The organism is Methylobacterium sp. Leaf399, from assembly GCF_001424525.1.
GTDB lineage: Bacteria > Pseudomonadota > Alphaproteobacteria > Rhizobiales > Beijerinckiaceae > Methylobacterium.
The window spans coordinates 40,926-61,093 of the sequence record NZ_LMQK01000035.1; the positions used below are offsets into that span (position 1 = coordinate 40,926).

The following is a 20,168-nucleotide window of genomic DNA, read 5'->3' on the forward strand; positions in this document are numbered from 1 at the left end:
ATCGAGGATCATGTAACGCGCTGCGGAATTAGGCTGGCGGGTTGGGACTAATATTCGATTAAAGCTCGCTTATCCCGCATGTCGGCCGCCGACCTGCGGTTTCGACCCGCTCGCGACGCTCTCGCCGCGATCGGGGTGGTCGCGTTGCCATCTTCCGCGTGCGACGGCGGCCGGAGCCTCACCGGAACGGTGGCTCGTCGAAGGCGCGCAGCTTGCGCGAATGCAGGCCGTGGCGGTCGGCGCGCAGGTTGTCGAGGGCCGCGAGCCCGATCAGGAGATGCTCGGCCACCGCCCGGTCGTAGAAGGTGTTGGCCGCGCCCGGCAGCTTGATCTCGCCGTGGAGCGGCTTGTCGGACACGCACAGCAGGGTGCCGTAGGGAACGCGCAGGCGGTAACCCTGGGCGGCGATGGTGCCGCTCTCCATGTCCACCGCGATGGCACGCGACAGGTTGATGCGCCGGCGCTCCTGGCTGAAGCGCAGTTCCCAGTTACGGTCGTCGTAGGTCACCACGGTGCCGGTGCGCAGCCGCCGCTTGAGCGCGTCGCTGTGCTCGCCCGTCACGCCTGCGGCAGCGGCCTGGAGCGCGAGCTGGACTTCGGCGAGCGCCGGGACCGGCACGTCCGGCGGCACCAGTTCGTCGAGGATGCGGTCGCGGCGCAGGTAGCCGTGCGCGAGCACGTAGTCGCCGATGGTCTGGGACTGGCGCAGGCCGCCGCAGTGCCCGACCATCAGCCAGCAGTGCGGGCGCAGCACCGCGAGATGGTCGGTGATCGTCTTGGCGTTCGAGGGACCGACGCCGATGTTCACCAGCGTCGTGCCCTGCGGGCTGCCGTCCGGCCCGTGCCCGACGAGGTGGTAGGCCGGCATCTGGAACTTGTGCCAGGGCGAAGCCGCGATCAGGGCGGCGGGATCGACGGAGGCCGCCTCGGCCCGGTCGACGCCGATGCCGCCGGGCAGGATCATGCGGGTGATGCCGCTTCCCTCGGCCTGAAGGCGTTCGAGGCCGTGGCGGACGAAGCCGTCGACGTAGCGGTGGTAGTTGGTCAGGAGGATCCAGGGCTGGACGTCGCGCCAGTCGCAGCCGGTGTAATGGACGAGGCGGCGCAGGGAATAATCGACCCGCACCGCGTCGAACAGGGCGAGCGGGCGCGGTTCGCCGGGGATCTCGCGCCACAGGCCGTCGGCGATCTCGTCGCCCACGACGGACAGCAGCGGCACCGGGAAATAGGTGGCGAGGTCGAGGGAGGAGACGGTGGCGCGCGACGGGCTCGCCCCCGGCTCGACCACATAGGGATAGGGAATCTCCTGTGCGCTCAGGCCCACTTCCAGGGTGGCGCCGTAATCGGCCACCAGGGGTTTGAGCTGTTCGAGCAGGTACGCGCGGAAATGCCGGGCCTGCGTCACGGTGGTCGAATAGGTGCCGGCCGCCTGGAACTTGGCGGTGGCGCGGTTGAGGCGCGGGATCGGGCCGGTCGGGTGGTAGGTGACCCGCAGTTCGGGGTAGCGGAACTGGAGCCGCTCGGTCGCGTCGGGAGGCGGCCCGCCGTCGAGGTAGCGCGCCAGGGCGGTCTTGAGGGCGTGGATCGCCGCCTCGTGCAGGGCGGCGAGGCGTTCGACCGCCACCTCCGGGTCGGCCACGGATTCCATCGGCCGCAATTCGCTGGCGATCATCCCGAACCTCTCGCACTCGTCCGACGCGCCCCTCTCCTACACATCGCGGGCCTCGGGTGCGACCGCCGCTCCGCCGGACGCGGCTTGCGCCCGCGTCGCACGTCACCGAAAGCGGACGCTGTCGGAATGCACGGTCACGCAGGAGAAGTTCATGGACGACGGGGCGGATCACCGGCCGGGCGAGACCCGGATCACCCTGCCCGATGGGTTCGATGCCGGCCTCCACTTCATCGGCCGCATCCGCACGCCCTGGCCGCACCGGCGGGACTGCCCGCGCAACGGCCTGCAGACGCAGGAGCTTTGCACCATCGAGGTCGATCCGCTCTTCGCCCCCGCCCTGCAGAACGTCGAGGGGGCGAGCCACCTCATCGTCCTCTATTGGATGGACGCGGCGGCCCGCGATCTGGTGCTGCAGCAGCCGCGCCATGCGGACGGCAGCCGCGGCACGTTTTCCCTGCGCTCGCCGGCCCGCCCCAATCCGGTGGCGCTCTCCGTGGTCGAACTGAAGCGCCGGGACGGCGACCGCCTCGTCGTCCACGGCCTCGATTGCCGCGACGGGACGCCGCTCATCGACATCAAGCCGTATTTCGCCTCCACCGATGCCCGGCCCGAGGCGACGGTCGACCGCGCCGGGACGCGCACCGGCCCGGTCGCGGCGGACGGGCGATAGCCCGCGCGTCGCGGCGACTTCAGGCGGCCGCGGGCGCCAGTACCTCCGAGCGCCGCGGTCGCTTGATCCGGTACCAGCCGACGTAGAGCGCCGGCAGGAAGAACAGGGTGAGGAAGGTCGCCGCGATGATGCCGCCGATCATCGCGTAGGCCATCGGCCCCCAGAACACCTCGCGGGCGATCGGGATCAGCCCCAGGCTCGCCGCCGCCGCCGTGAGCAGGATCGGGCGCATGCGGTGGCAGGTCGCCTCCACCACGGCGTCCCAGGGCTTCATGCCGTCGCGCTCGTATTCGTCGATCTGGGTCACCAGGATCACCGAGTTGCGGATGATGATGCCGATCAGCGCCAGGACGCCGAGGATGGCGACGAAGCCGAGCGGCTTGCCGAAGGGAAGCAGCGCCGCCACCACGCCGATCAGGCCCAGCGGCGCGACGCTCGCCACCAGGAACAACTTCTGGAAGCTCTGGAGCTGCACCATCAACAGGAAGGCCATGGTGAGCAGCATCACCGGCGCCACCGCCGCGATCGGCCCCTGGCCCTTGCCGGCTTCCTCGACCGCACCGCCGGTATCGAGGGTGTAGCCGTCGGGCAGCTTGGCCTTGAAGGCGGCGATCGCCGGTTCGAGCTGCGCCACCACCGTCGGCGGCTGGGTGGTGTCGCCGATCGCCGCGCGGATGGTGATGGTCGGGATGCGGTCGCGTCGCCAGACGATGGGCTGTTCGAGCTCGTAGGAGATGGTGGCGAAGGCCAGGATCGGCACGACGCTGCCGTTGGCGAGGGCGACCTGGAGCGATTGCAGCGTCTCGATGGACCGGCGCTCGGAGGCCTGGGCGCGCCCGATCACATCCACGAGGTAGATGGAATCGCGCACCTGCGTGATCGTGCGGCCGCCGACGACGCCGTTGAGGACGCCCGCGATGTCCTCCGAGGTCACGCCGAGCTGGCGCGCCTTGTCCTGGATGATCTCGACCTTGAGCACCTTGCCGGGCTCGTTCCAGTCGAGGGTGGGCACGTCGAGGTGCGGGTTGGCCCCGACGATGTTGCTCAGGTCGAGGGCGAGCGCGCGCAGCTTCTGGAGGTCGGGACCGCCCAGGCGGTATTGCACCGGCCGCCCCACCGGCGGGCCGAGGTCGAGGGTGTGGACGAAGACGTCGGTGCCGACGAACTGCTCGCGGGCGAAGGCATCGAGCTTCGCCTTCAGTTTGTCGCGGGCCTCGAGGGAGACGGTCTCGATCACGATCTGGCCGAAGAAGGCGTTGCCGAGCTGCTGGTCGAGGGGCAGGTAGAACCGCACCGCGCCCTGGCCGACGTAGGAGGTCCAGAGCTTGATGTCGGGATCGCCCTTCAGCTTCGCCTCGAACCGGTCCATCTGCGCCTTGGTCTCGCCGATGCTGGCGTTCTGGGGCAGGGTCATGTCGACCAGGAGCTCGGGACGGTCGGAGGCCGGGAAGAACTGCTGCTGCACGAACTGCATGCAGTAGATCGAGAACCCGAGCAGGCCCACCGTGACGATCACCGTGAGCCAGCGCCCGCGCATGGCACCGAGCAGCATGGCCCGAAACACCCGGTTGAGCCGGCTCGGGCGGTCGTGGTGCTTGTGCTTGATCACCGCCGGCAGCAGCTTCACCCCGATGAGGGGCGCAAACAGCACCGCCACCACCCAGGAGACGATGAGCGAGGCGGCGATGACCACGAACAGCGAGTAGGTGTATTCGCCCGCCGAGGAGCCGTTGAAGCCGATGGGCAGGAAGCCGGCGACCGTCACCAGGGTGCCCGTCAGCATCGGGAAGGCGGTGGAGGTGTAGGCGAAGGTCGCCGCCTTCTTGAGGCTGTCGCCGACCTCGAGCCGGGCGACCATCATCTCGACGGTGATCATCGCGTCGTCGACGAGGAGGCCGAGCGCGATGATGAGGGCACCCAGCGAAATGCGCTGGAGCGTGACGCCCATCACCTGCATCACCACGAAGACGATGGCGAGCACCAGGGGGATCGAGAGCGAGACCACGAGCCCGGCCCGCCAGCCGAGGCTGATGAAGCTGACGGCGAGCACGATCACCACCGCCTCGATGAGCGCCTTGGTGAAGCCGCCGACAGCTTCCTCGACGATCTTGGGCTGGTCCGACACGAGGTGGATGCCCACCCCCACCGGCAGCTCGCCCTCGAGCTTGCGCATGCGCTCCTTCAGATTCTCGCCGAAGGTGAGGAGGTTACCGCTCGCCTGCATGGCGATGGCGAGGCCGATCGCCGGCTGGCCGTTGTAGCGGAACAGGGCGGTGGGCGGATCGGTGAAGCCGCGCGAGATCTCGGCCACGTCCGACAGGCGGAAGAAGCGGTCGTTCACCCTGAGGTTGATCGCCCGCAGGCTCTCCTCCGACAGGAACTGGCCGCCCACCCGCACAGAGACCCGTTCAGGGCCGGCCTGGATCACGCCCGAGGGCGTGATGGCGTTCTGGGACTGCAGGGTGCCGACGACGGCGTTCACGTTCAGGCCGAGGCCGGCGAGCTTGCGGGTGGAGAAATCGAGGTAGATGACTTCGTCCTGGGCGCCGAGGAGCTGCATCTTGCCGGCGTTCGGGACCTTCTTCAGTTCCGCGCGGATCCGCTCGACGTAGTCGCGCAGCTGGCGTTGGGTGACCCCATCGGCGGTGAAGGCGTAGACGTTGCCGAAGACGTCGCCGAACTCGTCGTTGAAGAACGGTCCCTGAACCCCCTGCGGAAACGTGTTCTGGATGTCGCCGATGCGCTTGCGGACCTGGTAGAAGGTCGCCGCGATGGTCTTGGGCGGCGTGGTCTCGCGCAACTGCACGAACACCGTGGTCTGGCCCGGCGTGGTGTAGCTGCGGCTGAAATCGACCGCGTCGATCTGCTGGAGCTCCTTCTCGATCCGCTCGGTGACCTGGTCGAGGGTGTCGCCGATGGTGGCGCCGGGCCAGCGGGCCTGGACGATCATGGTCTTGATCGCGAAGGGCGGATCCTCCTCGCGGCCGAGCTTCTCGTAGGCGAGGAACCCCGCCACCACCGAGACCAGCATCAGGAACCAGACGAAGGAGCGGTGCTCCAGGGCCCATTCCGACAGGTTGAAGTTCTTCACGGGTCTCTGGTCTCGCCTATCCGGGGAGTGGGCAGCGCGTCGGCAAGGTCTACTGCGGGGTGCAAGGTCTATTGCGGGGTATCGGAGATCCGCACGGCCTGGCCCTCCTCGAGGCTGGCGGCGCCGGCCACGACCACCCGGTCGCCGGCCGCGAGCCCCTCCGTCACCGTCACGCGGTCGCCCTGGCGCTGGCCGACCGTCACGGCGCGGCGGGCGACGGAATCGCCGGTGCCCGAAACCAGCCAGACGGAGGCGCGCCCATCGGCCTCGACCACCGCCGTGGCGGGCAGCGGAACGTAGGGCACGGTCGGCCGCGACAGCGCGACGGTGATGGTGGTGCCCAGGCGGAACGCCTCCGAGGGGTCGATCAGCCTCATGCGGATGCGCCGCGTCCGCGTCACCTGATCCGCGAAGGGGGCGATCTCGCGGATCCTGCCGGTGGCCGTGATCTCCGGCGCGCTCTGGAGGGCGACCTTGAACAGCTCGTCCCTCGGCATCGCGCCCACCAGATCCTCGGGGATGTCGACCACGGCCTCGCGTTCCTCCGGGCGGGCCAGGGTCACGACGGCCTGGCCGGCGCTGAGGACCTGGCCGATCTCGGCGCTGCGCACCGTGACGACGCCGTCGAAATCGGCGTGCAGCTCGGTGTAGCCCATCTGGTCGCGCGCCTTCTGCAAGCTCGCCTCGGCCTGCAGCAGGCGGGCCTGGGCGGTGTCGCGGCCCGCCACCGCGCTGTCGAACTGGGCCTGGGTGACGTTGCCGCCCGACAGCAGGCGCCGGCGCCTGATCTCGGTGGCGCTGGCGTTCTCGGCCTGGGCCCTGGCGTCGGCCAATTCCGCTTCGGCACGGCTCAGCGCGAAGCGTGTGACCACGGGGTCGAGGGCGGCGATGAGCTGACCCTTCTTGACCACGTCGCCCACCGTGACCTCGCGGGCGATCACGCGCCCCGGGATCTGGAAGCCGATCTCGGATTGGTAGCGCGGCTCGACGAAGCCTGCGAACGGGCCGAAGACGACGGTCCGCACCGGCTTGGCGACGGTGTAGAGGACCGGGCGGACCGGCGGCTTTTCGGCCTCGGTCGGCTTGCAGCCGCTCACGGCGAGGCCGGCCAGGAATAGGCCGGCGGGGCGGATCCACCGGCGCCTCACCGGAGCGGCTCCACCACCGCGGCGACGGCCACGGACTGGCCGGGCCGCAGGAGCTGGATGCCGGCGACCACCACCTCTTCGCCCGGTTCGACGCCCCCGGACAGCACGATGGTCTGGGTGCCGAAATGATCGATCGTGACCGCGCGGGGCGCCACCGTTCCGGTGGCCGGATCGCGCACCCAGACGGCAGGTCCGCCCTCCCAGCGGTAGAGCGCCGACCACGGCAGGATCACCGCCTGGCGGGCGCGGAAGGTGCCGGTGCCGACGACGATGGCGCCGAGCGTCATGGCCGGGGGCGTCTCCTTCAGGCCGACCTTGACGCGGACGGTGCCGGAGGCGGTATCGACGCTGGGGGAGATCTCGCGGACGGTCCCCACCGTCCTGACGGTGGGGTCGGCCTGGAGCGCCACGTCGACCGTCGGGCTCTCGGGCGGGGCGGCGAGCACCGCCTCGAACACGTTGAACACGGCGTCGCGCGGGCCGTCCTGGGCGAGGGCGAGCACCGTCTGGCCGGTCTGGACGACCTGCCCGACCTCGAAGGTGCGGCTGAGGACGATGCCGTCCACCCCCGCCCGCAACTCCGTGTAGGACAGCTGTTCCTGGGCCGTCCCGACGGCCGCCTTCGCCGAATCGACCGAGGCCTGGGACACCCTCAGCTGCTGTTCGGCATCGTCGTAGCTCGGGCGGGTCGTGAAGCCCCCGGCCAGCAGGGATTCCTGCCGCTTGAAGCTGACCTTGGCCTGGGTGAGCAGCGCCTCGGCCGAGGTCAGGGCCGCCTGCGCGTTGTTGAGGTCGGCCTTGAGCTGCTGGGGGTCGAGGCGGGCGAGGACCCGGTCCGCCGTGACGTGGTCTCCCACCTCGACGAGGCGCTGGACGATCTTGCCGTTGGTCCGGAAGGAGACGCTGACCTGGGACTGGGTCTGGATGTCGCCCGTGAAGATCAGGGCGGCCGAGATGGTGGTGCGCTCGGCCTTGACCGTGCGCACGAGGACAAGGGGAGCCGTCCGGCGACCGCCGTCGTCGGCCGCCGCCGGGCCGGCGATGCAGCCGACCGCGAAGGCCATCAGAAAACGGCGCCTGATACGGTTTCCGCTTGGATCGAGCGGGAACCGTATCACCGAGCCCGCGCGGCGTCTGAGCGAAGCCCATGTCCGCATCACGAAGCGATCAACCGGAAATGGCATGAGCCTGCGCATCGGGCTCCAGATCGGACCAGCCACAGCGTTCGCGCCTCGTCGCATCGTCTATCGCCGGGGATTCCTATCGTCTACGCTACAAACCGTCCAGACGGTCTTTAGCGGGAAACACGATGACGAAGGCGCGCACCCGTCGGGAGGATCGACCGGCGATCATCCTCGACGCCGCCGAGCGGCTGATCCGTCGGTCCGGCACGCGCACCCTCACCATCGACGCGGTGGCGCTCGAGGCGGAGCTGAGCAAGGGCGGGGTCCTGCACCACTTCTCCTCGAAGGACGCCCTCATCACCGCCCTGGCGGAACGCAAGCTCGCCGAGATCAAGGAGGACGTCGCCCGCCACGAGGCGGCGCAGGCGCCGGGGCCGAGTGCGATCCCCCTGGGCCTCATCGCCCATGCCCGCCAGGTCTACTGCCGGGAGGACGGGTTCCCCCGGGCCCTGCTGCTCGCCTCCGCCGACGACCCGGATGCCTTCGCCGGCTTCAACGCGTTCCTGAAGCAGCAGCTGGCGCGGATGGAGACGACCTCCGCCAGTCCGGGCGACGGGGCGATGCTGACCTTCGCCGCCCTCGGACTGATGCTGTCCCGGACGCTGGGATTTCACTGCCTCGCCGGCCCCGAGCTGGCGCGCCTGTTCGACGCGCTCGAGGCCTCCGCCAGGGCATTGCCGAAGGCCGATCCCGCGGACCTCGGAGAAGCCGAGGCCCAAGCGGCGATCGTGGAGGAAACAGGGAGCGGTGCGTAGTCCGACCGCCCGCGGAGGTGGGCCGCCGCGAACAGTAAAAGCGGTGTTGCGGCTTTCTCTGCACACGGCGATCGTGCATCCCTGTCGAGAGGACGATCGAACGAAAATCCTCCGCCGGCGTTCCTACGCGTGACCTCGCGGCATAGCCTGCGGAAGACTGCTGAGACGCCCGGTGGGGGTATCGATTTTTCCCAGCGGTCCGCGATCCACTTCGCGGCACGACGAAGAAATCTGGAAGGGGAGAATACACGACATGAAGGCGTTCTGTGTCATGACCATCGTCGGTCTGAGCCTCATGGGCTCGGCCGTTTCCGTATCGGCGCAGCCCTACGGCGGCCGGGACTACGGCGAGCGCAGCTACGGCGAGCGCGACCGCGGCTACGGCGAGCGCGACCGTGGGTATGGCGACCGCGACCGCGGCTACGGAGACCGTGACCGCGGCTACGACCGCCGCCGCTCCGGCTTCGACGAGGGCGAGTACCTGCGCTGCAACCCCGACGTCCGTCGCGCGGTCAATCGCGGCCAGATGGAATCCGGAGCCACGCACTATCGGACCTTCGGTCGCCGGGAAGGCCGCCGCCTGAGCTGCTGACGAGCGGCAAGCCGCAGTCGAACTGCGGCGGGCTTAACGCCTGGACGACCGGTTCCGGGGGGAAGCCCCCGGAATTTCTTTGACCGGAATGCCTCGATCGCAGGCAATACTGCGTCGGACACCCGCAGCGCACAGGGGATGAGGGGCGGATGGGCTCGACGCGCCCCGGCAGGGCGCGCCGGTGTCGCCTCAGGAATCCAGACCCTCGTCCTCGTCGATGTCCACGAGGAACACGATGTCGGCGTCGTCCTCGTCCTCGTCGTCTTCCTCGTCGTCGTTTGAGGCCTGGGCGTGCGACGAATCCGGGTGGGGCGCCTTGGCGTGGCGCGCATCCGGCTCGAAGGGCTCGTCCTCCTCGGAGTCGTCTTCCGCCAGCGCGTCCTCGAAGATCTCGATCTCTTCCTCGTTGGCGGCGCGGATCTTGAGTTCCGACTTGCCGTTCCAGAGCACGCGGCCGTCGCTCTTCATGGTCTGGATGTCGTCCTTGAAGCCGTCGCAGGTGAAGAGGTCGCGGGCGACCTCCTCGCTGCCGTTGATGACCGCAATGGCGACGCCGTCGATTTCGAGTGTGAACATCGCGATTCCTTCATCTGAGGCTATGAGCCGCCGCTCGTTTAGGGGCGAACCCTGCCGGCGCCAACCGGAATCAGGGTCGCTCCCGCAATAACTCCCGCGATCGGCCCGGGTGTCCCGCGAGCCACGCATGCCGCGGGGGCGAACGATTTCGCCGGCGTCAAGCGCCGCCACCGCCGCCGCGGCCGATGGCGCGCTTCACGACCCCCTGGACCTCCGGGTTCGACAGGAACAGGTCGTGGTTGATGAGACCGCCGCCGTAGTCGGAGGCGTCCGCCACCCGCACCCCAAGGGACTCGAGGCGGGCCCGGTCGGCGGCACCGGCCCGGACGACGCCGCCGGCGATGGCGCCCGAGAGCTCCAGCGCCCGGTCGTTAGTGGCCGAGATCACGGTGATCTTGTTGACGTCCGAGCCGAGGCGCTCGGCGCTGGCGGTGAACAGGTCGATGTCGATGTCGGGCGCCGCGAGGATCACCGCGCCGATGCGCGCCATCGCCGCTTCGCCGGCCTCGGCGCGCAGCATGCGCAGGGTCTCCAGGGTCAGGAGCGTGCCCATGGAGTGGGCGACGATGTTGATGCGCCCGCCGCTGGGCGAGGCAACCAGCGCCTTGAGCAGATCACCGAATCCGTCGCGTGACCACAGGGCGCTCTCGCGGTCGTAGCCGTAGTCGAAGGTGGCCGCGGCCGAGGGCCAGGTGAACAGGGCCGAGGCGCCGCGGAACCGGATGCCGTCGGAGAGCCGCGCTGCGCTGACGGCGGCCGATTCGAAGCTCTCGCGATAGCCGTGGACGTAGATCAGGAGATCGCGCCCCAACGCCGCCTCCGCGAAGGCGGCCGCCGCCCCGGGCCCGGTCTGGACCTGCGGCACGGCGCTGACGGCCCAGTCGCCGGTGACCACCGCCGAGACCTTGCCGATCAGCGAGCGGTCGGGTGAGGCGAGCCGGACCTCGGCGAAACTCAGGCCGCGCCCCCGGTCGGAACTGAAGTACGGCGCCTTGGGCGGATTGCCGACGGGCTTGCGGGTGGTCGCCACCAGCAACACGGGGCTCACGTCCAGGGCCGAGGACTTCTCCGGCCCCCCCGCCGTGCCGGTGGCGAGCCCATCGGCGACGCAGGCGGCGAGGCCCGGCGCCAGGGTCGCGATCGCGGCCAGCCGGATCAGGGATCGTCGGGTCGGCCGGAGGTCGGGTTGCATGGCAGGCTGCATGTCGGGTTGCATGGGATGACGTCAGCCCTGGGGATCGCATGCCGGGAACGGCTTCGGTCGGCTCACGCCGTGTCGGACAAGATCGTGACCGTGGCAGGGCACGGCCCCGCTTAACCGCCGTGACGGACCGGTCGCCCGCTCGGCTGTGGCCGATGCGGCACAGATCGGTCCCGCCCCCTCGACGAACGCCCGTCGTCCCGGCATGAAGGACGCCATGGCGCCTCCTCCCCTCGACATCGATGCCCTTCGCGAGCGACTTCTGGCCGGTGACCGCGCGGCCCTGGCCAGGGCGATCACCCTCGCGGAATCGCGGCGGGCGGACCATCGCGCCACGGCTCGCGACCTCATCGACGCCGTCCTGCCCCAGACCGGGTCCGCGATCCGCGTCGGCATCACCGGGGTTCCCGGCGTCGGCAAGTCGACCACCATCGATGCGCTGGGCGCCAATCTGACCGCCGCCGGCCACAAGGTCGCGGTGCTGGCGGTGGACCCGAGTTCCAGCCGCACCGGCGGGTCGATCCTCGGCGACAAGACCCGGATGGCGCGCCTGGCGCTCGACCCCAACGCCTTCATCCGGCCCTCGCCGTCCTCGGGGACGCTGGGCGGGGTCGCCGCCAAGACCCGCGAGACGATGCTCCTGTGCGAGGCGGCGGGCTTCGACGTGATCCTGGTGGAGACCGTTGGCGTCGGCCAGTCCGAGACGGCGGTGGCGGACCTCACCGACTTCTTCCTCGTGCTGATGCTGCCGGGGGCCGGCGACGAACTGCAGGGCATCAAGAAGGGCATCCTCGAGCTCGCCGACATGATCGCGGTCAACAAGGCCGACGACGGCGAGGGCGAGCGCCGGGCGAGCGCCGCGGCCTCCGAGTACCGGGCCGCGCTCCACATCCTGAGCGCACCGAGTTCGACCTGGTCGCCGCCGGTGGTGACGATCTCCGGGCTGACCAACAAGGGCCTCGACGGGATGTGGGCGAAGGTGGTCGACCACCGCGCGAAACTCACCGCCACCGGCGAGATCGAGAAGAAGCGCCGGGCCCAGGACGTGAAGTGGATGTGGGCGCTCGTCCACGAACGGCTGCACCAGCGTCTGGTCGGCTCCGCGGAGGTGCGCGTGAAGACCGCCGAGGCCGAGGCGTCGGTGTCCTCGGGAACGCGCTCCCCGGCTGCCGGAGCGGAGGCGATCGCGACCCTGATCGGCCTGTGACCGGCCATCTGCTGGTGACGGGCTTCGGGCGGTTCCCCGGCATGCCGGTCAATCCCAGCGCGATCCTCGCGCGGCGGCTGGCGGCGCATCCGCGCCTGCGCCGGCTCGCTGTTTCGCCCCACGCGCTCATCCTGCCCACCGCCTACGCGGCGATCGCGACGCATCTCGAACCGGCCCTGGCCGCTGGCCCCTGCGCGATCCTGATGATCGGCGTCGCCGCCCGCGCACGCCGGGTGAGGGTCGAGAGCCGCGCCGTCAACCGGGCGAGCCGGCTGTTTCCCGATGCCTCGGGCCGGGTCTCGGCGCGGCTCTGCCTCGAGCCCATGGGGCCGGCTGCGCGCACGAGCCCGGTGGCCGCCTTCGTCCTGCGCCGCCTGCGGGAGCGGGGCGTCGCCGCGATCGCCTCACGCAACGCCGGCCGCTACCTGTGCAACGCCACCTACTTTCGCGCGCTGCACGCGGGGTGCCCGGTGGTGTTCCTGCACGTTCCGCCGCAGCGGCGCGACCGGTCCGCCGACCGGCTCGTCGACGCGCTGGCGGATGTCGCGTTGGCCCTGGTCGGGCGCGCGCGTGTCGCGTCCGCCCTTCCGTGACCGGTGCCGAGAGGGCACCTATCGAAGGGGGTCCACCGGGTCCGGCGCCTCGACCTCGCCCTTGCGCTGGAGCAGGAGGGCGAGGAACCAGCACAGGGCGGCCCAGGCGGCGCCCATGCACCAGCCCGCGACCACGTCGCTCGGCCAGTGGACCCCGAGATAGACCCGGCTGAAGCCCACCAGGAGCGTCATAGTCACGCCGAGCGTCAGGATCAGGACCTTGATCGAGCGCTGCGTCTCGACCCGTGCGAGCAGGCCCGCCAGGGTGAGATAGGCGATGGCCGACATCATCGCGTGGCCACTGGGGAAGCTCGCCGTGAACACCTCCATCCCATGCGGCACGAGGTCCGGCCGGGGCCGCTGGTAGAACAGCTTGAGGACCGTCGAGGCGATCTCGCCGCCGCCGATCGCCGCCACCAGGAAGGCCGCGATCCGGCGGCGTCCGGTCAGCGCGAGATAGACGACGATCGAGACCGTCACGAAGACGATCGTGAAGATGCTGCCGAGCCCCGTGATGTCGCGCATGGTCTCCTCGAGCCAGCGCGGCCCGAGAGGATCGGACGGATCGAGCGGGTTGCGCAGGGCGAGCAGGACCTTGCGGTCGAGGGCGGCGGTCGAGCCCTCGCCGACCTCGTCGGCGAGGAAGAAGAACCCGTAGCCGAGCAGGCTCACCGCCATCAGCGAAACGAGGGGGCCGATCTCGTTGAGGCGCAGCCGGCGCCACAAGGCGGTGGCGCGGCCGACAACGACGGTGTCGCGTCCGTCGACGGCCAGGAACTTTGGAACGTGCTTCATGGTGCGGATCGGGTCTTGTGTGGCAAATGCTGTCCGAACGGAAACGAGGCACGGTGCGACCAGGGTCCGCCGAGGTAGCGCCAGAGAATGAGGCCGGGCGCTATGAAGCGGAACGGCGCGAAGTCCCCGTTCAACCGCTCGTGTAGCGCTCGCGCGACCTGCGGCGCCACCTTGTTCTGGACGGTGACGTGCGGGCGCCAGCCCTGGCGGTCCTGGTTGGTCAGCATGGCATCGAACCGCGCCGCCAGCCTTGCGCGGACGGCCGAGAGAGCCGGGGATTCGAGCACGTAGGCGACGCCTCGCCCGGTGAAGCGTAGGCCCGTCACCGCGACCTCCGGCATCGGTTCGTCGCGGGTCGCCTCGCGGATCGCCTGCGCGACCTCGGCCTCCTCCAACCCGTCGAGGTGATGGAACAGGGTGGCATGCGCCGGAATCCGGTTGAGCGCCTCCGGAAAGTGACGACGGCGCAACCCGTCGAAACGCTCTCCCGTTCCGGGATCAAACGCCAGCGTCAGGATCAGCGGGTCCGCGGTGGAAGGAGACGGGTTCATGCCGGGATTGCGTTCATGCCGGGACAAAGGTGGGGAACGGACCGTGCCGGGCCAAGGGATCAAAGAGGGATCGCCGAGGGAATCCCGTCGACGGGATGACCTGTTCAGCCGCCCGCCGGCCGGTTAAGGAGCCGGCATGCAGCGTCACAAGCGGGAGATCGTCCATGTCGGCCGGGAGGGGTGGCTCTTCCTGATCGGGGGGACCAACGGGGTCCTCGACCAGTATCGGTCGACGTGGCGGTGGTGGCAGTTGCTGCGCGGCTGGGCGAAGCTGATCCGGCAAAGGTCGGCCAGGGCCAGGTCGCTCGGCATTCGTTATGCCCACATCGTCGTCCCAGAGAAACTGTCCGTCTACGACGACCGCACGGATGGCCTCGTGTTCGATCCGGGCAAGTCGCCGGCCCGCCGCCTCGCCCGGCGCCTGGCGGGCGAGGCGGCCTTGGTCGACCTACTCGGGCCGATGCGGGCCGCCCGCGACGGACCGGTCCCGCTGTACTATCGCACCGACAGCCACTGGAGCCACGACGGCTGCCTTCTCGCCTACCGCCACCTGATGCGGGCCTGCGGCGCCGTGGTGCCGCCCGATATCGCCGATCGGCCGCGCTTCGACACCGAGCGGGTGCGCGACCTCGGCGAGAAGCTGCCGGACCGGCCGGTGGAACGGGCCAGCCTGTGCTGCATCGCGCGGGATGCGGCACGCAGCTACGCCAGCCCGCTGGTGGAATCCTACGAGGCGGCCGACCGGGCGCCCTACCTGCACGGTGGCGCCCATGTGGTGTACCGCAACGAGAACCCGGCCGCCGATCCGCGCACCCTGATGCTGTTCGGCGATTCCTATGCGCATTTCGCCCCGATCATGCTCACCGGGCTGCTCGCGGAGAGCTTTCGCGAAGTGCATTTCATCTGGTCGTCGAGCCTGGACTGGCGCCACATCGAGCAGGTGCGGCCCGACCTCCTCGTCACCGAGATGGCGGAACGCTTCATGGTCCGCCTACCCGACGACGCCTACGACCTCCTCGACCGCAGCGGCCCGGAAGATCCGGCCCATCTCGACAGCCTGCCGCCCTTCCCGGCCTCCGAGATCGTGTGACCGGCGCGGCGCCAGCGCGCCGGCGCCCCCTTCCCGCTCGGCACACGGCGCCCATGTCTGTCGGCATGGCTCTGCTACGATGGCGCCCGCCGACGGCGGCGCGCACGGGCGAACGAGGTCGACTGAGCGATGGGACTTCTCGTGGACGGCGTCTGGCGGGACGCATGGTACGACACCGCCTCCACGGGCGGTCGCTTCAAGCGCACGGACGCCAAGTTCCGCAACTGGGTGACCGCCGACGGCTCGCCGGGACCCTCGGGCGAGGTCGGGTTTCCCGGCGAGCACGGGCGCTACCACCTCTACGTTTCCCTGGCTTGCCCCTGGGCGCATCGCACCCTGATCGTGCGGGCGCTGAAAGGCCTGGACGAGGCGATCTCGGTGTCGGTGGTCGATCCGCACATGGGCTCGGAGGGCTGGGTGTTCGGTACCTCGCCCGGCGCCACCCCCGACACGGTCAACGGTGCGAGCCGGCTCTACGAGGTCTACCTGAAGGCCGATCCGGCATTCACCGGGCGGGTGACCGTGCCGGTGTTGTGGGACAGGACCCGCGCCACCATCGTCTCGAACGAATCGGCCGAGATCGTCCGCATGCTCGATGCCGCATTCGATGCCGAGGGCCCGTCGCTGTACCCGGAGGCGCTGCGACCGGATATCGACGCGATCAACGCCCGCGTCTACGACGCGGTGAACAACGGGGTCTACAAGGCCGGTTTCGCGACGAAGCAGGACGCTTACGAAGAGGCCTTCGAAGCGCTGTTCTCCGAACTCGACGCCCTCGAGGCACGGCTCGACCGGGGGCGATACCTGTGCGGATCAGCCCTGACCGAGGCCGACGTCAGGCTGTTCACCACCCTGGTGCGGTTCGATGCCGTCTACGTCGGGCATTTCAAGTGCAACCGCCGGAGGATCGCCGATTACCCCAACCTTTCCAACTACCTGCGCGACCTCTACGCCCTGCCGGGTGTCGCCGAGACAGTGAACCTGACCCATATCAAGCGGCACTATTACGAAAGCCATCCGACCATCAACCCGACCGGAATCGTGCCGCTCGGTCCCGACCTCGGCCTCGACGCGCCCAACGACCGGGCATTGCGATTTCCGATTTGACGCGGGGGCAACCGTTCCTCCCACCCTCGACGAAACGTGGTTCGGCCATATCTCAACCCCCATGACGATACGCACAGCTCTCCTCGCCCTCGGCGCCGTTCTCGCGATGTCGGGCCACGTCCATGCGCAGGCCACCATCAAGCTCGACGGTCGCTGCGAGAGATTGGTCATCGCCGACAAGGATCTCAGCGAGTCCTGCCAGGACACGCTGACGAACGGGGTCGCGCGCAATCGGGCGAGCTTCGAGTTCACGACCAAGGACGGTCGCTCGCTGAGCTTCTCGGGCAACGGCGCTCAGCAGGAGCGCACCGAGGAGACAGATCCCCTGCAGCCGATCAACATGATCATCCCGGGCGAGAAGGGGACCGATGGGATCGTCCGCAATCCCACCGTGGCGGTCGGCGCCTGCAGCTTCAAGACGCCTGAGGCGGGCAAGACCGCCATCGTCTGCGAGGCCACGAGCGCGGCCGGACGGTTCGAGGGCACGTTCGTGACCGACGCCAAGGACGCGTCGAAGGACGCAGCAGCGCCGGCCAAGAATTAAGGCCCTAAGAACAAGAATTAAGGCCCTCAGAAGCGGCAAAGAACCGGGGTCGCGGACCGGCCGGTCCATCGGTGTTCCAGGCGTCCCGAGGGGCGGTGACCACTCGCTGCGTCTCCGAACGCCAGGAGTCGCAGCGAGCAAGCCGTGGGCCGCAGCCATTGCACCGGCCTGCGTCATGGTTGTAGGGCGCGCTCTGGTCACCGAGCCGCCAAGGCCCATCTATCCGTTGATCGGGTGTCCGCCGGTCGGTTCGGACGTCGACACGCGACGACTTCGAGGGTTCCATGCTTAACGACGCTATCGCGCCCGGCGCGCAACCGGCCGGCGCCACGGGCGCTCCGACCAAGGACGTCACCACCGCGAGCTTCCGCCAGGATGTCATCGCCGAGTCGATGAATCGACCGGTGCTGGTGGATTTCTGGGCGCCCTGGTGCGGTCCCTGCAAGCAGCTCGCGCCGGTGCTCGAGAAGGCCGTGGCGGCCGCCGGCGGCAAGGTCGCCCTGGTCAAGATGAACATCGACGAGCATCCCTCCGTGGCCGGACAGCTCGGGATCCAGTCGATCCCGGCCGTCATCGCCTTCCAGCGCGGCCAGCCGGTGGACGGCTTCATGGGAGCCGTGCCGGAAGCGCAGATCAAGACCTTCATCGAGACGCTGGTGGGCCCGGTTGGGCCGACCCCGGTCGAGGACGTCCTCGGCGAGGCGGCCTTTGCCTTGGAAGAGGGCGACGTCGCCGGTGCGTCCGAGCTCTACGCGGCGGTCCTGGCCGAGGAGCCCGAGAACATCGTCGCGCTCACGGGGCTCGCCAAGATCCAGCTCGATCTCGGTGAGCTCGACCAGGCGCGCGGCATCCTGGCGATGGTGCCCGAGGCCAAGGCGACCGATCCGGCGGTGGCGAGCCTGACCGCCGCCATCGCGCTCGCCGAACAGGCCGCCTCGCTCGGCGACCTGTCCGCCTTCCAGCGGCGGATCGACGCCGATCCCGCCGACCACCAGGCGCGGTTCGACCTCGCACTAGGGCTCAACGGCCTCAACAAGCGAGACGAGGCGGTCGACCACCTCATCGAGATCGTGCGTCGGGACGGAACCTGGAACGAGGGTGCGGCGCGCAAGCAGCTCCTCACGTTCTTCGAGGCCTGGGGCCTGATGGACAAGGCTTCGATCCGCGGGCGGCGGCGATTGTCGACACTGGTCTTTGCGTAATCGCGCCCATCTGATGGGTGGCGAGACGGTCTGCCGACGAAGGCCGAACCTGATGCCGGCGCCGTTCCCGTGACAGCACGGGTTCCCGAGGAGAAACGATGAGCACGCATTCGGTCTACAAGGGGCCGGACGATTGTCCGGGGGTCATCCCGGTGTTTCCGCTTCCCGGCGCGCTCCTGCTGCCGCGTGGGCAGGTGCCGCTCAACATCTTCGAGCCGCGCTACCTGGCCATGGTGGACGACGCCCTGCGCGGCGACCGCATCATCGGCATGATCCAGCCCGACGTCGACGCCGGCGCCTCGCCGATGACGCCGCGGCTGTACCGGGTCGGCTGCGCCGGGCGCATCACCCAGTTCGCCGAGACCGGCGATGGCCGCTACCTGATCTCGCTCACCGGCATCGCCCGGTTCCGCGTGGAGAGCGAGATGGCCACCACCTCGCGCTACCGGCGCTGCCAGGTGTCCTACACGGATTTCGCGAGCGACTTCGAGCCGCGGGCCGGAGAAGACGCGGTCGACCGCGAAGGCGTCCTCAAGGCGCTCAAGGACTTCGTCGAAAGCAACGACCTCAAGGTCGATTGGGCCGGCATCGATGAGGCGCCGAACGAGGCGCTGGTGAACGCCCTGTGCATGATGAGCCCGTTCGGGGCCCGCGAGAAGCAGGCGATGCTCGAAGCCCCCGATCTGAAATCGCGGGCCGAGGTCTTGATCGCGGTGACCGAGATGGAGTTGGTACGCGGCGCCGGGGCCGACTCGACCCTGCAGTGATCCCACGCGTTCAAAGGACTTCGCCGATGGCCACCGATCCGATCCCCGCGGTCGAAGCGACCCGTGTCGACCCCAAGCTGCTCGAACTCCTGGTCTGCCCGCTCACCAAGCAGTCCCTCGACTACGACGCCGATCGCCAGGAACTGATCAGCCGCTCGGCCAAGCTCGCCTATCCGATCCGCGACGGCATCCCGATCATGCTGCCCGAGGAAGCGCGGACGCTCATCGACTGACGGTCCAAGACGCCATGCAACCGAGGGACGACCGGGCGAAAAGATCCGGCCGGTCCCGGTCGAGATCGTCCGTTTCATCGTCTGGTGATGGGTCATCGCGAAATCCGCGGGTGGCAGCTCCCCCGTAGACGAACGTGCGTCGAAAACCAGCTCCGGCGTGACATCCCGTCCGCGAAGCTCAGCCATAGGCTAGTCCTGCACGATAGACCCAATCCGGCTGACCGATGGAGCCTCGGCATCGGGCGGTGTCATCATCCTGCCGTTTGTGCTATGATCATCTGATCAATCCCCACCGCGCGATCGTGAGATATCGCTCGAAACGCTGCCTCACGGCAGATCGTGCGCGGGATCTATTGGCCAACTGTCAAGGATGGATATGTCGAAGTTCTGTGCCGTCGTGATGATGAGTGCCGTCATGGCCGGGCCGAGCCTGGCCGCGCCGACCAAGACCGGGAGTCACTTCAACGGAACCTGGTCCGTCGAACTCGTGACCGAAAGCGGCCTGTGCGACAGCCGCGCCCGTTACGCCGTCTCGGTGAACGAGGGATCGGTGCGGCTCGTCTCCGCCTCCGACAAGGCGCGCCTGTCGGGCCGCGTCGACACCGACGGCACGGTCGGGCTCAGCGTTTCGAACGGGTCCGCGAGCGGTGCCGTCACCGGCCGCCTGCAGGCCCGCTCCGGCGGCGGCACCTGGAAGGTCTCCGCCCTGTGCTCGGGTCGCTGGACCGCCACGCGCAGCGATACGCGCACCGCCCAGGCCGAATGATCCGGCCCGGGGTCGAGGTCTCGGGGATCAGGTCGCGGTGGAGAGCCAGGTGCGGGCGTCCTCGAGCTGCGAGCGCTCGAACACCTTGATCTGGGCCGGCGACAGCCGTCCGGCGGTCTCGGCCATGATGCGCATCCACTGCGCGTCGGAGACGACCGCCACGTGGCTGACCCCCTTCAGGAGGGCGAGGCCGAAGCGGACGTCCTTGAAGAAGGCGGCCGGCTCCATGCCCTCGAATGCGCGGATGTCCTGCAACAGGCGCAGCTTCGTCCCGGACTCGAAATCGGCCTTCATGGCGGCGACGACGGCATCCATCTCGGCGTCGGTGATCTTGCCGTCCACGATGATCTCGGCGACGTTGGATTCCGGCTTCTTCTGATAGCTCAGCACGCTGGCGCACTCCCTTGCGTTCCGCCCGTCGCGC

21 protein-coding genes are annotated in these 20,168 nt (G+C 69.3%); 12 read left to right on the forward strand and 9 right to left on the reverse strand.

Features of this window, described 5'->3' with window-relative positions:
- Nucleotides 1–178: 178 nt before the first annotated feature.
- Nucleotides 179–1,672: an AMP nucleosidase gene (locus tag ASG40_RS19495; protein WP_055889614.1), complete on the reverse strand. Its 1,494-nt coding sequence runs from the start codon at nt 1,670–1,672 to the stop codon at nt 179–181.
- 151 nt (nt 1,673–1,823) lie between these two features.
- Between ASG40_RS19495 and tsaA the strand changes: the two genes are divergently transcribed.
- A complete protein-coding gene (gene tsaA / locus ASG40_RS19500) occupies nt 1,824–2,342 on the forward strand; it encodes a tRNA (N6-threonylcarbamoyladenosine(37)-N6)-methyltransferase TrmO (protein ID WP_055889617.1) in 519 nt (172 codons plus the stop codon).
- A 19-nt stretch (nt 2,343–2,361) separates the two neighbouring features.
- Here tsaA and ASG40_RS19505 read toward each other — a convergent pair whose 3' ends face one another.
- The 3 genes from ASG40_RS19505 to ASG40_RS19515 all read right to left on the reverse strand — a co-directional run bounded on the left by ASG40_RS19505 (nt 2,362) and on the right by ASG40_RS19515 (nt 7,645).
- Entirely contained in the window at nt 2,362–5,433 is a 3,072-nt protein-coding gene (locus tag ASG40_RS19505; protein WP_055889620.1) for an efflux RND transporter permease subunit, read from the reverse strand.
- A 68-nt stretch (nt 5,434–5,501) separates the two neighbouring features.
- Complete coding sequence (locus ASG40_RS19510; RefSeq protein ID WP_055889623.1) at nt 5,502–6,581, reverse strand: efflux RND transporter periplasmic adaptor subunit; 1,080 nt, start codon at nt 6,579–6,581, stop codon at nt 5,502–5,504.
- Complete coding sequence (locus ASG40_RS19515; protein ID WP_082524166.1) at nt 6,578–7,645, reverse strand: efflux RND transporter periplasmic adaptor subunit; 1,068 nt, start codon at nt 7,643–7,645, stop codon at nt 6,578–6,580. The genes ASG40_RS19510 and ASG40_RS19515 overlap by 4 nt, the downstream gene beginning before the upstream one ends.
- Before the next feature lie 245 nt (nt 7,646–7,890).
- On the opposite strand from ASG40_RS19515, the gene ASG40_RS19520 reads away from it, so the two are divergent.
- Both ASG40_RS19520 and ASG40_RS19525 read left to right on the forward strand, forming a co-directional pair.
- Nucleotides 7,891–8,520: a TetR/AcrR family transcriptional regulator gene (locus ASG40_RS19520; RefSeq protein WP_082524167.1), complete on the forward strand. Its 630-nt coding sequence runs from the start codon at nt 7,891–7,893 to the stop codon at nt 8,518–8,520.
- A 253-nt stretch (nt 8,521–8,773) separates the two neighbouring features.
- Entirely contained in the window at nt 8,774–9,112 is a 339-nt protein-coding gene (locus ASG40_RS19525; protein WP_055889625.1) for a hypothetical protein, read from the forward strand.
- A gap of 189 nt (nt 9,113–9,301) precedes the next feature.
- Here ASG40_RS19525 and ASG40_RS19530 read toward each other — a convergent pair whose 3' ends face one another.
- The gene (locus ASG40_RS19530) at nt 9,302–9,688 is read right to left on the reverse strand and encodes a hypothetical protein (RefSeq protein ID WP_055889627.1); all 387 of its coding nucleotides are present in this window, start codon (nt 9,686–9,688) and stop codon (nt 9,302–9,304) included.
- Between the two features lie 157 nt (nt 9,689–9,845).
- Entirely contained in the window at nt 9,846–10,880 is a 1,035-nt protein-coding gene (locus ASG40_RS19535; protein ID WP_055889897.1) for an alpha/beta hydrolase, read from the reverse strand.
- A 214-nt stretch (nt 10,881–11,094) separates the two neighbouring features.
- Here ASG40_RS19535 and meaB point away from each other — a divergent pair, with 214 nt between their 5' ends.
- Together meaB and ASG40_RS19545 are read left to right on the forward strand one after the other, a co-directional pair.
- Complete coding sequence (meaB, locus tag ASG40_RS19540; protein ID WP_156387828.1) at nt 11,095–12,096, forward strand: methylmalonyl Co-A mutase-associated GTPase MeaB; 1,002 nt, start codon at nt 11,095–11,097, stop codon at nt 12,094–12,096.
- Nucleotides 12,093–12,689 (forward strand): pyroglutamyl-peptidase I family protein, encoded by a 597-nt coding sequence (locus ASG40_RS19545; protein WP_274533842.1) that lies wholly within the window; start codon nt 12,093–12,095, stop codon nt 12,687–12,689. Before meaB ends, ASG40_RS19545 begins: the two co-directional genes overlap by 4 nt.
- An 18-nt stretch (nt 12,690–12,707) precedes the next feature.
- Here ASG40_RS19545 and ASG40_RS19550 read toward each other — a convergent pair whose 3' ends face one another.
- Together ASG40_RS19550 and ASG40_RS19555 are read right to left on the reverse strand one after the other, a co-directional pair.
- Nucleotides 12,708–13,484 carry a phosphatase PAP2 family protein gene (locus ASG40_RS19550; protein ID WP_055889629.1) on the reverse strand — a complete coding sequence of 259 codons (777 nt, stop codon included), beginning with the start codon at nt 13,482–13,484 and terminating at the stop codon, nt 12,708–12,710.
- Complete coding sequence (locus ASG40_RS19555; RefSeq protein WP_055889631.1) at nt 13,481–14,035, reverse strand: 2'-5' RNA ligase family protein; 555 nt, start codon at nt 14,033–14,035, stop codon at nt 13,481–13,483. Before ASG40_RS19555 ends, ASG40_RS19550 begins: the two co-directional genes overlap by 4 nt.
- Nucleotides 14,036–14,171: 136 nt before the next feature.
- Between ASG40_RS19555 and ASG40_RS19560 the strand changes: the two genes are divergently transcribed.
- The 7 genes from ASG40_RS19560 to ASG40_RS19590 all read left to right on the forward strand — a co-directional run bounded on the left by ASG40_RS19560 (nt 14,172) and on the right by ASG40_RS19590 (nt 19,744).
- A complete protein-coding gene (locus ASG40_RS19560) occupies nt 14,172–15,125 on the forward strand; it encodes an alginate O-acetyltransferase AlgX-related protein (RefSeq protein ID WP_055889633.1) in 954 nt (317 codons plus the stop codon).
- 129 nt (nt 15,126–15,254) lie between these two features.
- Nucleotides 15,255–16,232 carry a glutathione S-transferase family protein gene (locus tag ASG40_RS19565; RefSeq protein WP_055889636.1) on the forward strand — a complete coding sequence of 326 codons (978 nt, stop codon included), beginning with the start codon at nt 15,255–15,257 and terminating at the stop codon, nt 16,230–16,232.
- Between the two features lie 61 nt (nt 16,233–16,293).
- Nucleotides 16,294–16,776 carry a hypothetical protein gene (locus tag ASG40_RS19570; RefSeq protein ID WP_055889637.1) on the forward strand — a complete coding sequence of 161 codons (483 nt, stop codon included), beginning with the start codon at nt 16,294–16,296 and terminating at the stop codon, nt 16,774–16,776.
- 284 nt (nt 16,777–17,060) lie between these two features.
- Nucleotides 17,061–17,978, forward strand: coding sequence for a thioredoxin (gene trxA, locus ASG40_RS19575; protein ID WP_055889639.1), 918 nt, complete (start codon nt 17,061–17,063; stop codon nt 17,976–17,978).
- 98 nt (nt 17,979–18,076) lie between these two features.
- On the forward strand, nt 18,077–18,745 hold the full coding sequence (locus ASG40_RS19580; RefSeq protein WP_055889641.1) for an LON peptidase substrate-binding domain-containing protein: 669 nt from the start codon (nt 18,077–18,079) through the stop codon (nt 18,743–18,745).
- 26 nt (nt 18,746–18,771) lie between these two features.
- Nucleotides 18,772–18,978, forward strand: a complete 207-nt coding sequence (locus tag ASG40_RS19585) for a Trm112 family protein (protein WP_055889643.1) — start codon at nt 18,772–18,774, stop codon at nt 18,976–18,978.
- Between the two features lie 376 nt (nt 18,979–19,354).
- The gene (locus ASG40_RS19590) at nt 19,355–19,744 is read left to right on the forward strand and encodes a hypothetical protein (protein ID WP_055889647.1); all 390 of its coding nucleotides are present in this window, start codon (nt 19,355–19,357) and stop codon (nt 19,742–19,744) included.
- Nucleotides 19,745–19,771: 27 nt separating this feature from the next.
- Here ASG40_RS19590 and ASG40_RS19595 read toward each other — a convergent pair whose 3' ends face one another.
- Complete coding sequence (locus tag ASG40_RS19595) at nt 19,772–20,134, reverse strand: STAS/SEC14 domain-containing protein (RefSeq protein WP_055889651.1); 363 nt, start codon at nt 20,132–20,134, stop codon at nt 19,772–19,774.
- Between the last annotated feature and the right edge of the window lie 34 nt (nt 20,135–20,168).

What these genes read in the sequence shown, in the direction of transcription:
- ASG40_RS19495 (WP_055889614.1), bottom strand. Translation starts at nt 1,672, where the DNA reads ATGATCGCCAGCGAATTGCGGCCGATGGAATCCGTGGCCGACCCGGAG.
- tsaA (WP_055889617.1), top strand. Translation starts at nt 1,824, where the DNA reads ATGGACGACGGGGCGGATCACCGGCCGGGCGAGACCCGGATCACCCTG.
- ASG40_RS19515 (WP_082524166.1), bottom strand. Translation starts at nt 7,645, where the DNA reads ATGGCCTTCGCGGTCGGCTGCATCGCCGGCCCGGCGGCGGCCGACGAC.
- ASG40_RS19520 (WP_082524167.1), top strand. Translation starts at nt 7,891, where the DNA reads ATGACGAAGGCGCGCACCCGTCGGGAGGATCGACCGGCGATCATCCTC.
- ASG40_RS19525 (WP_055889625.1), top strand. Translation starts at nt 8,774, where the DNA reads ATGAAGGCGTTCTGTGTCATGACCATCGTCGGTCTGAGCCTCATGGGC.
- ASG40_RS19530 (WP_055889627.1), bottom strand. Translation starts at nt 9,688, where the DNA reads ATGTTCACACTCGAAATCGACGGCGTCGCCATTGCGGTCATCAACGGC.
- ASG40_RS19535 (WP_055889897.1), bottom strand. Translation starts at nt 10,880, where the DNA reads ATGCAACCCGACCTCCGGCCGACCCGACGATCCCTGATCCGGCTGGCC.
- meaB (WP_156387828.1), top strand. Translation starts at nt 11,095, where the DNA reads ATGAAGGACGCCATGGCGCCTCCTCCCCTCGACATCGATGCCCTTCGC.
- ASG40_RS19550 (WP_055889629.1), bottom strand. Translation starts at nt 13,484, where the DNA reads ATGAAGCACGTTCCAAAGTTCCTGGCCGTCGACGGACGCGACACCGTC.
- ASG40_RS19555 (WP_055889631.1), bottom strand. Translation starts at nt 14,035, where the DNA reads ATGAACCCGTCTCCTTCCACCGCGGACCCGCTGATCCTGACGCTGGCG.
- ASG40_RS19560 (WP_055889633.1), top strand. Translation starts at nt 14,172, where the DNA reads ATGCAGCGTCACAAGCGGGAGATCGTCCATGTCGGCCGGGAGGGGTGG.
- ASG40_RS19565 (WP_055889636.1), top strand. Translation starts at nt 15,255, where the DNA reads ATGGGACTTCTCGTGGACGGCGTCTGGCGGGACGCATGGTACGACACC.
- ASG40_RS19570 (WP_055889637.1), top strand. Translation starts at nt 16,294, where the DNA reads ATGACGATACGCACAGCTCTCCTCGCCCTCGGCGCCGTTCTCGCGATG.
- trxA (WP_055889639.1), top strand. Translation starts at nt 17,061, where the DNA reads ATGCTTAACGACGCTATCGCGCCCGGCGCGCAACCGGCCGGCGCCACG.
- ASG40_RS19580 (WP_055889641.1), top strand. Translation starts at nt 18,077, where the DNA reads ATGAGCACGCATTCGGTCTACAAGGGGCCGGACGATTGTCCGGGGGTC.
- ASG40_RS19585 (WP_055889643.1), top strand. Translation starts at nt 18,772, where the DNA reads ATGGCCACCGATCCGATCCCCGCGGTCGAAGCGACCCGTGTCGACCCC.
- ASG40_RS19590 (WP_055889647.1), top strand. Translation starts at nt 19,355, where the DNA reads ATGTCGAAGTTCTGTGCCGTCGTGATGATGAGTGCCGTCATGGCCGGG.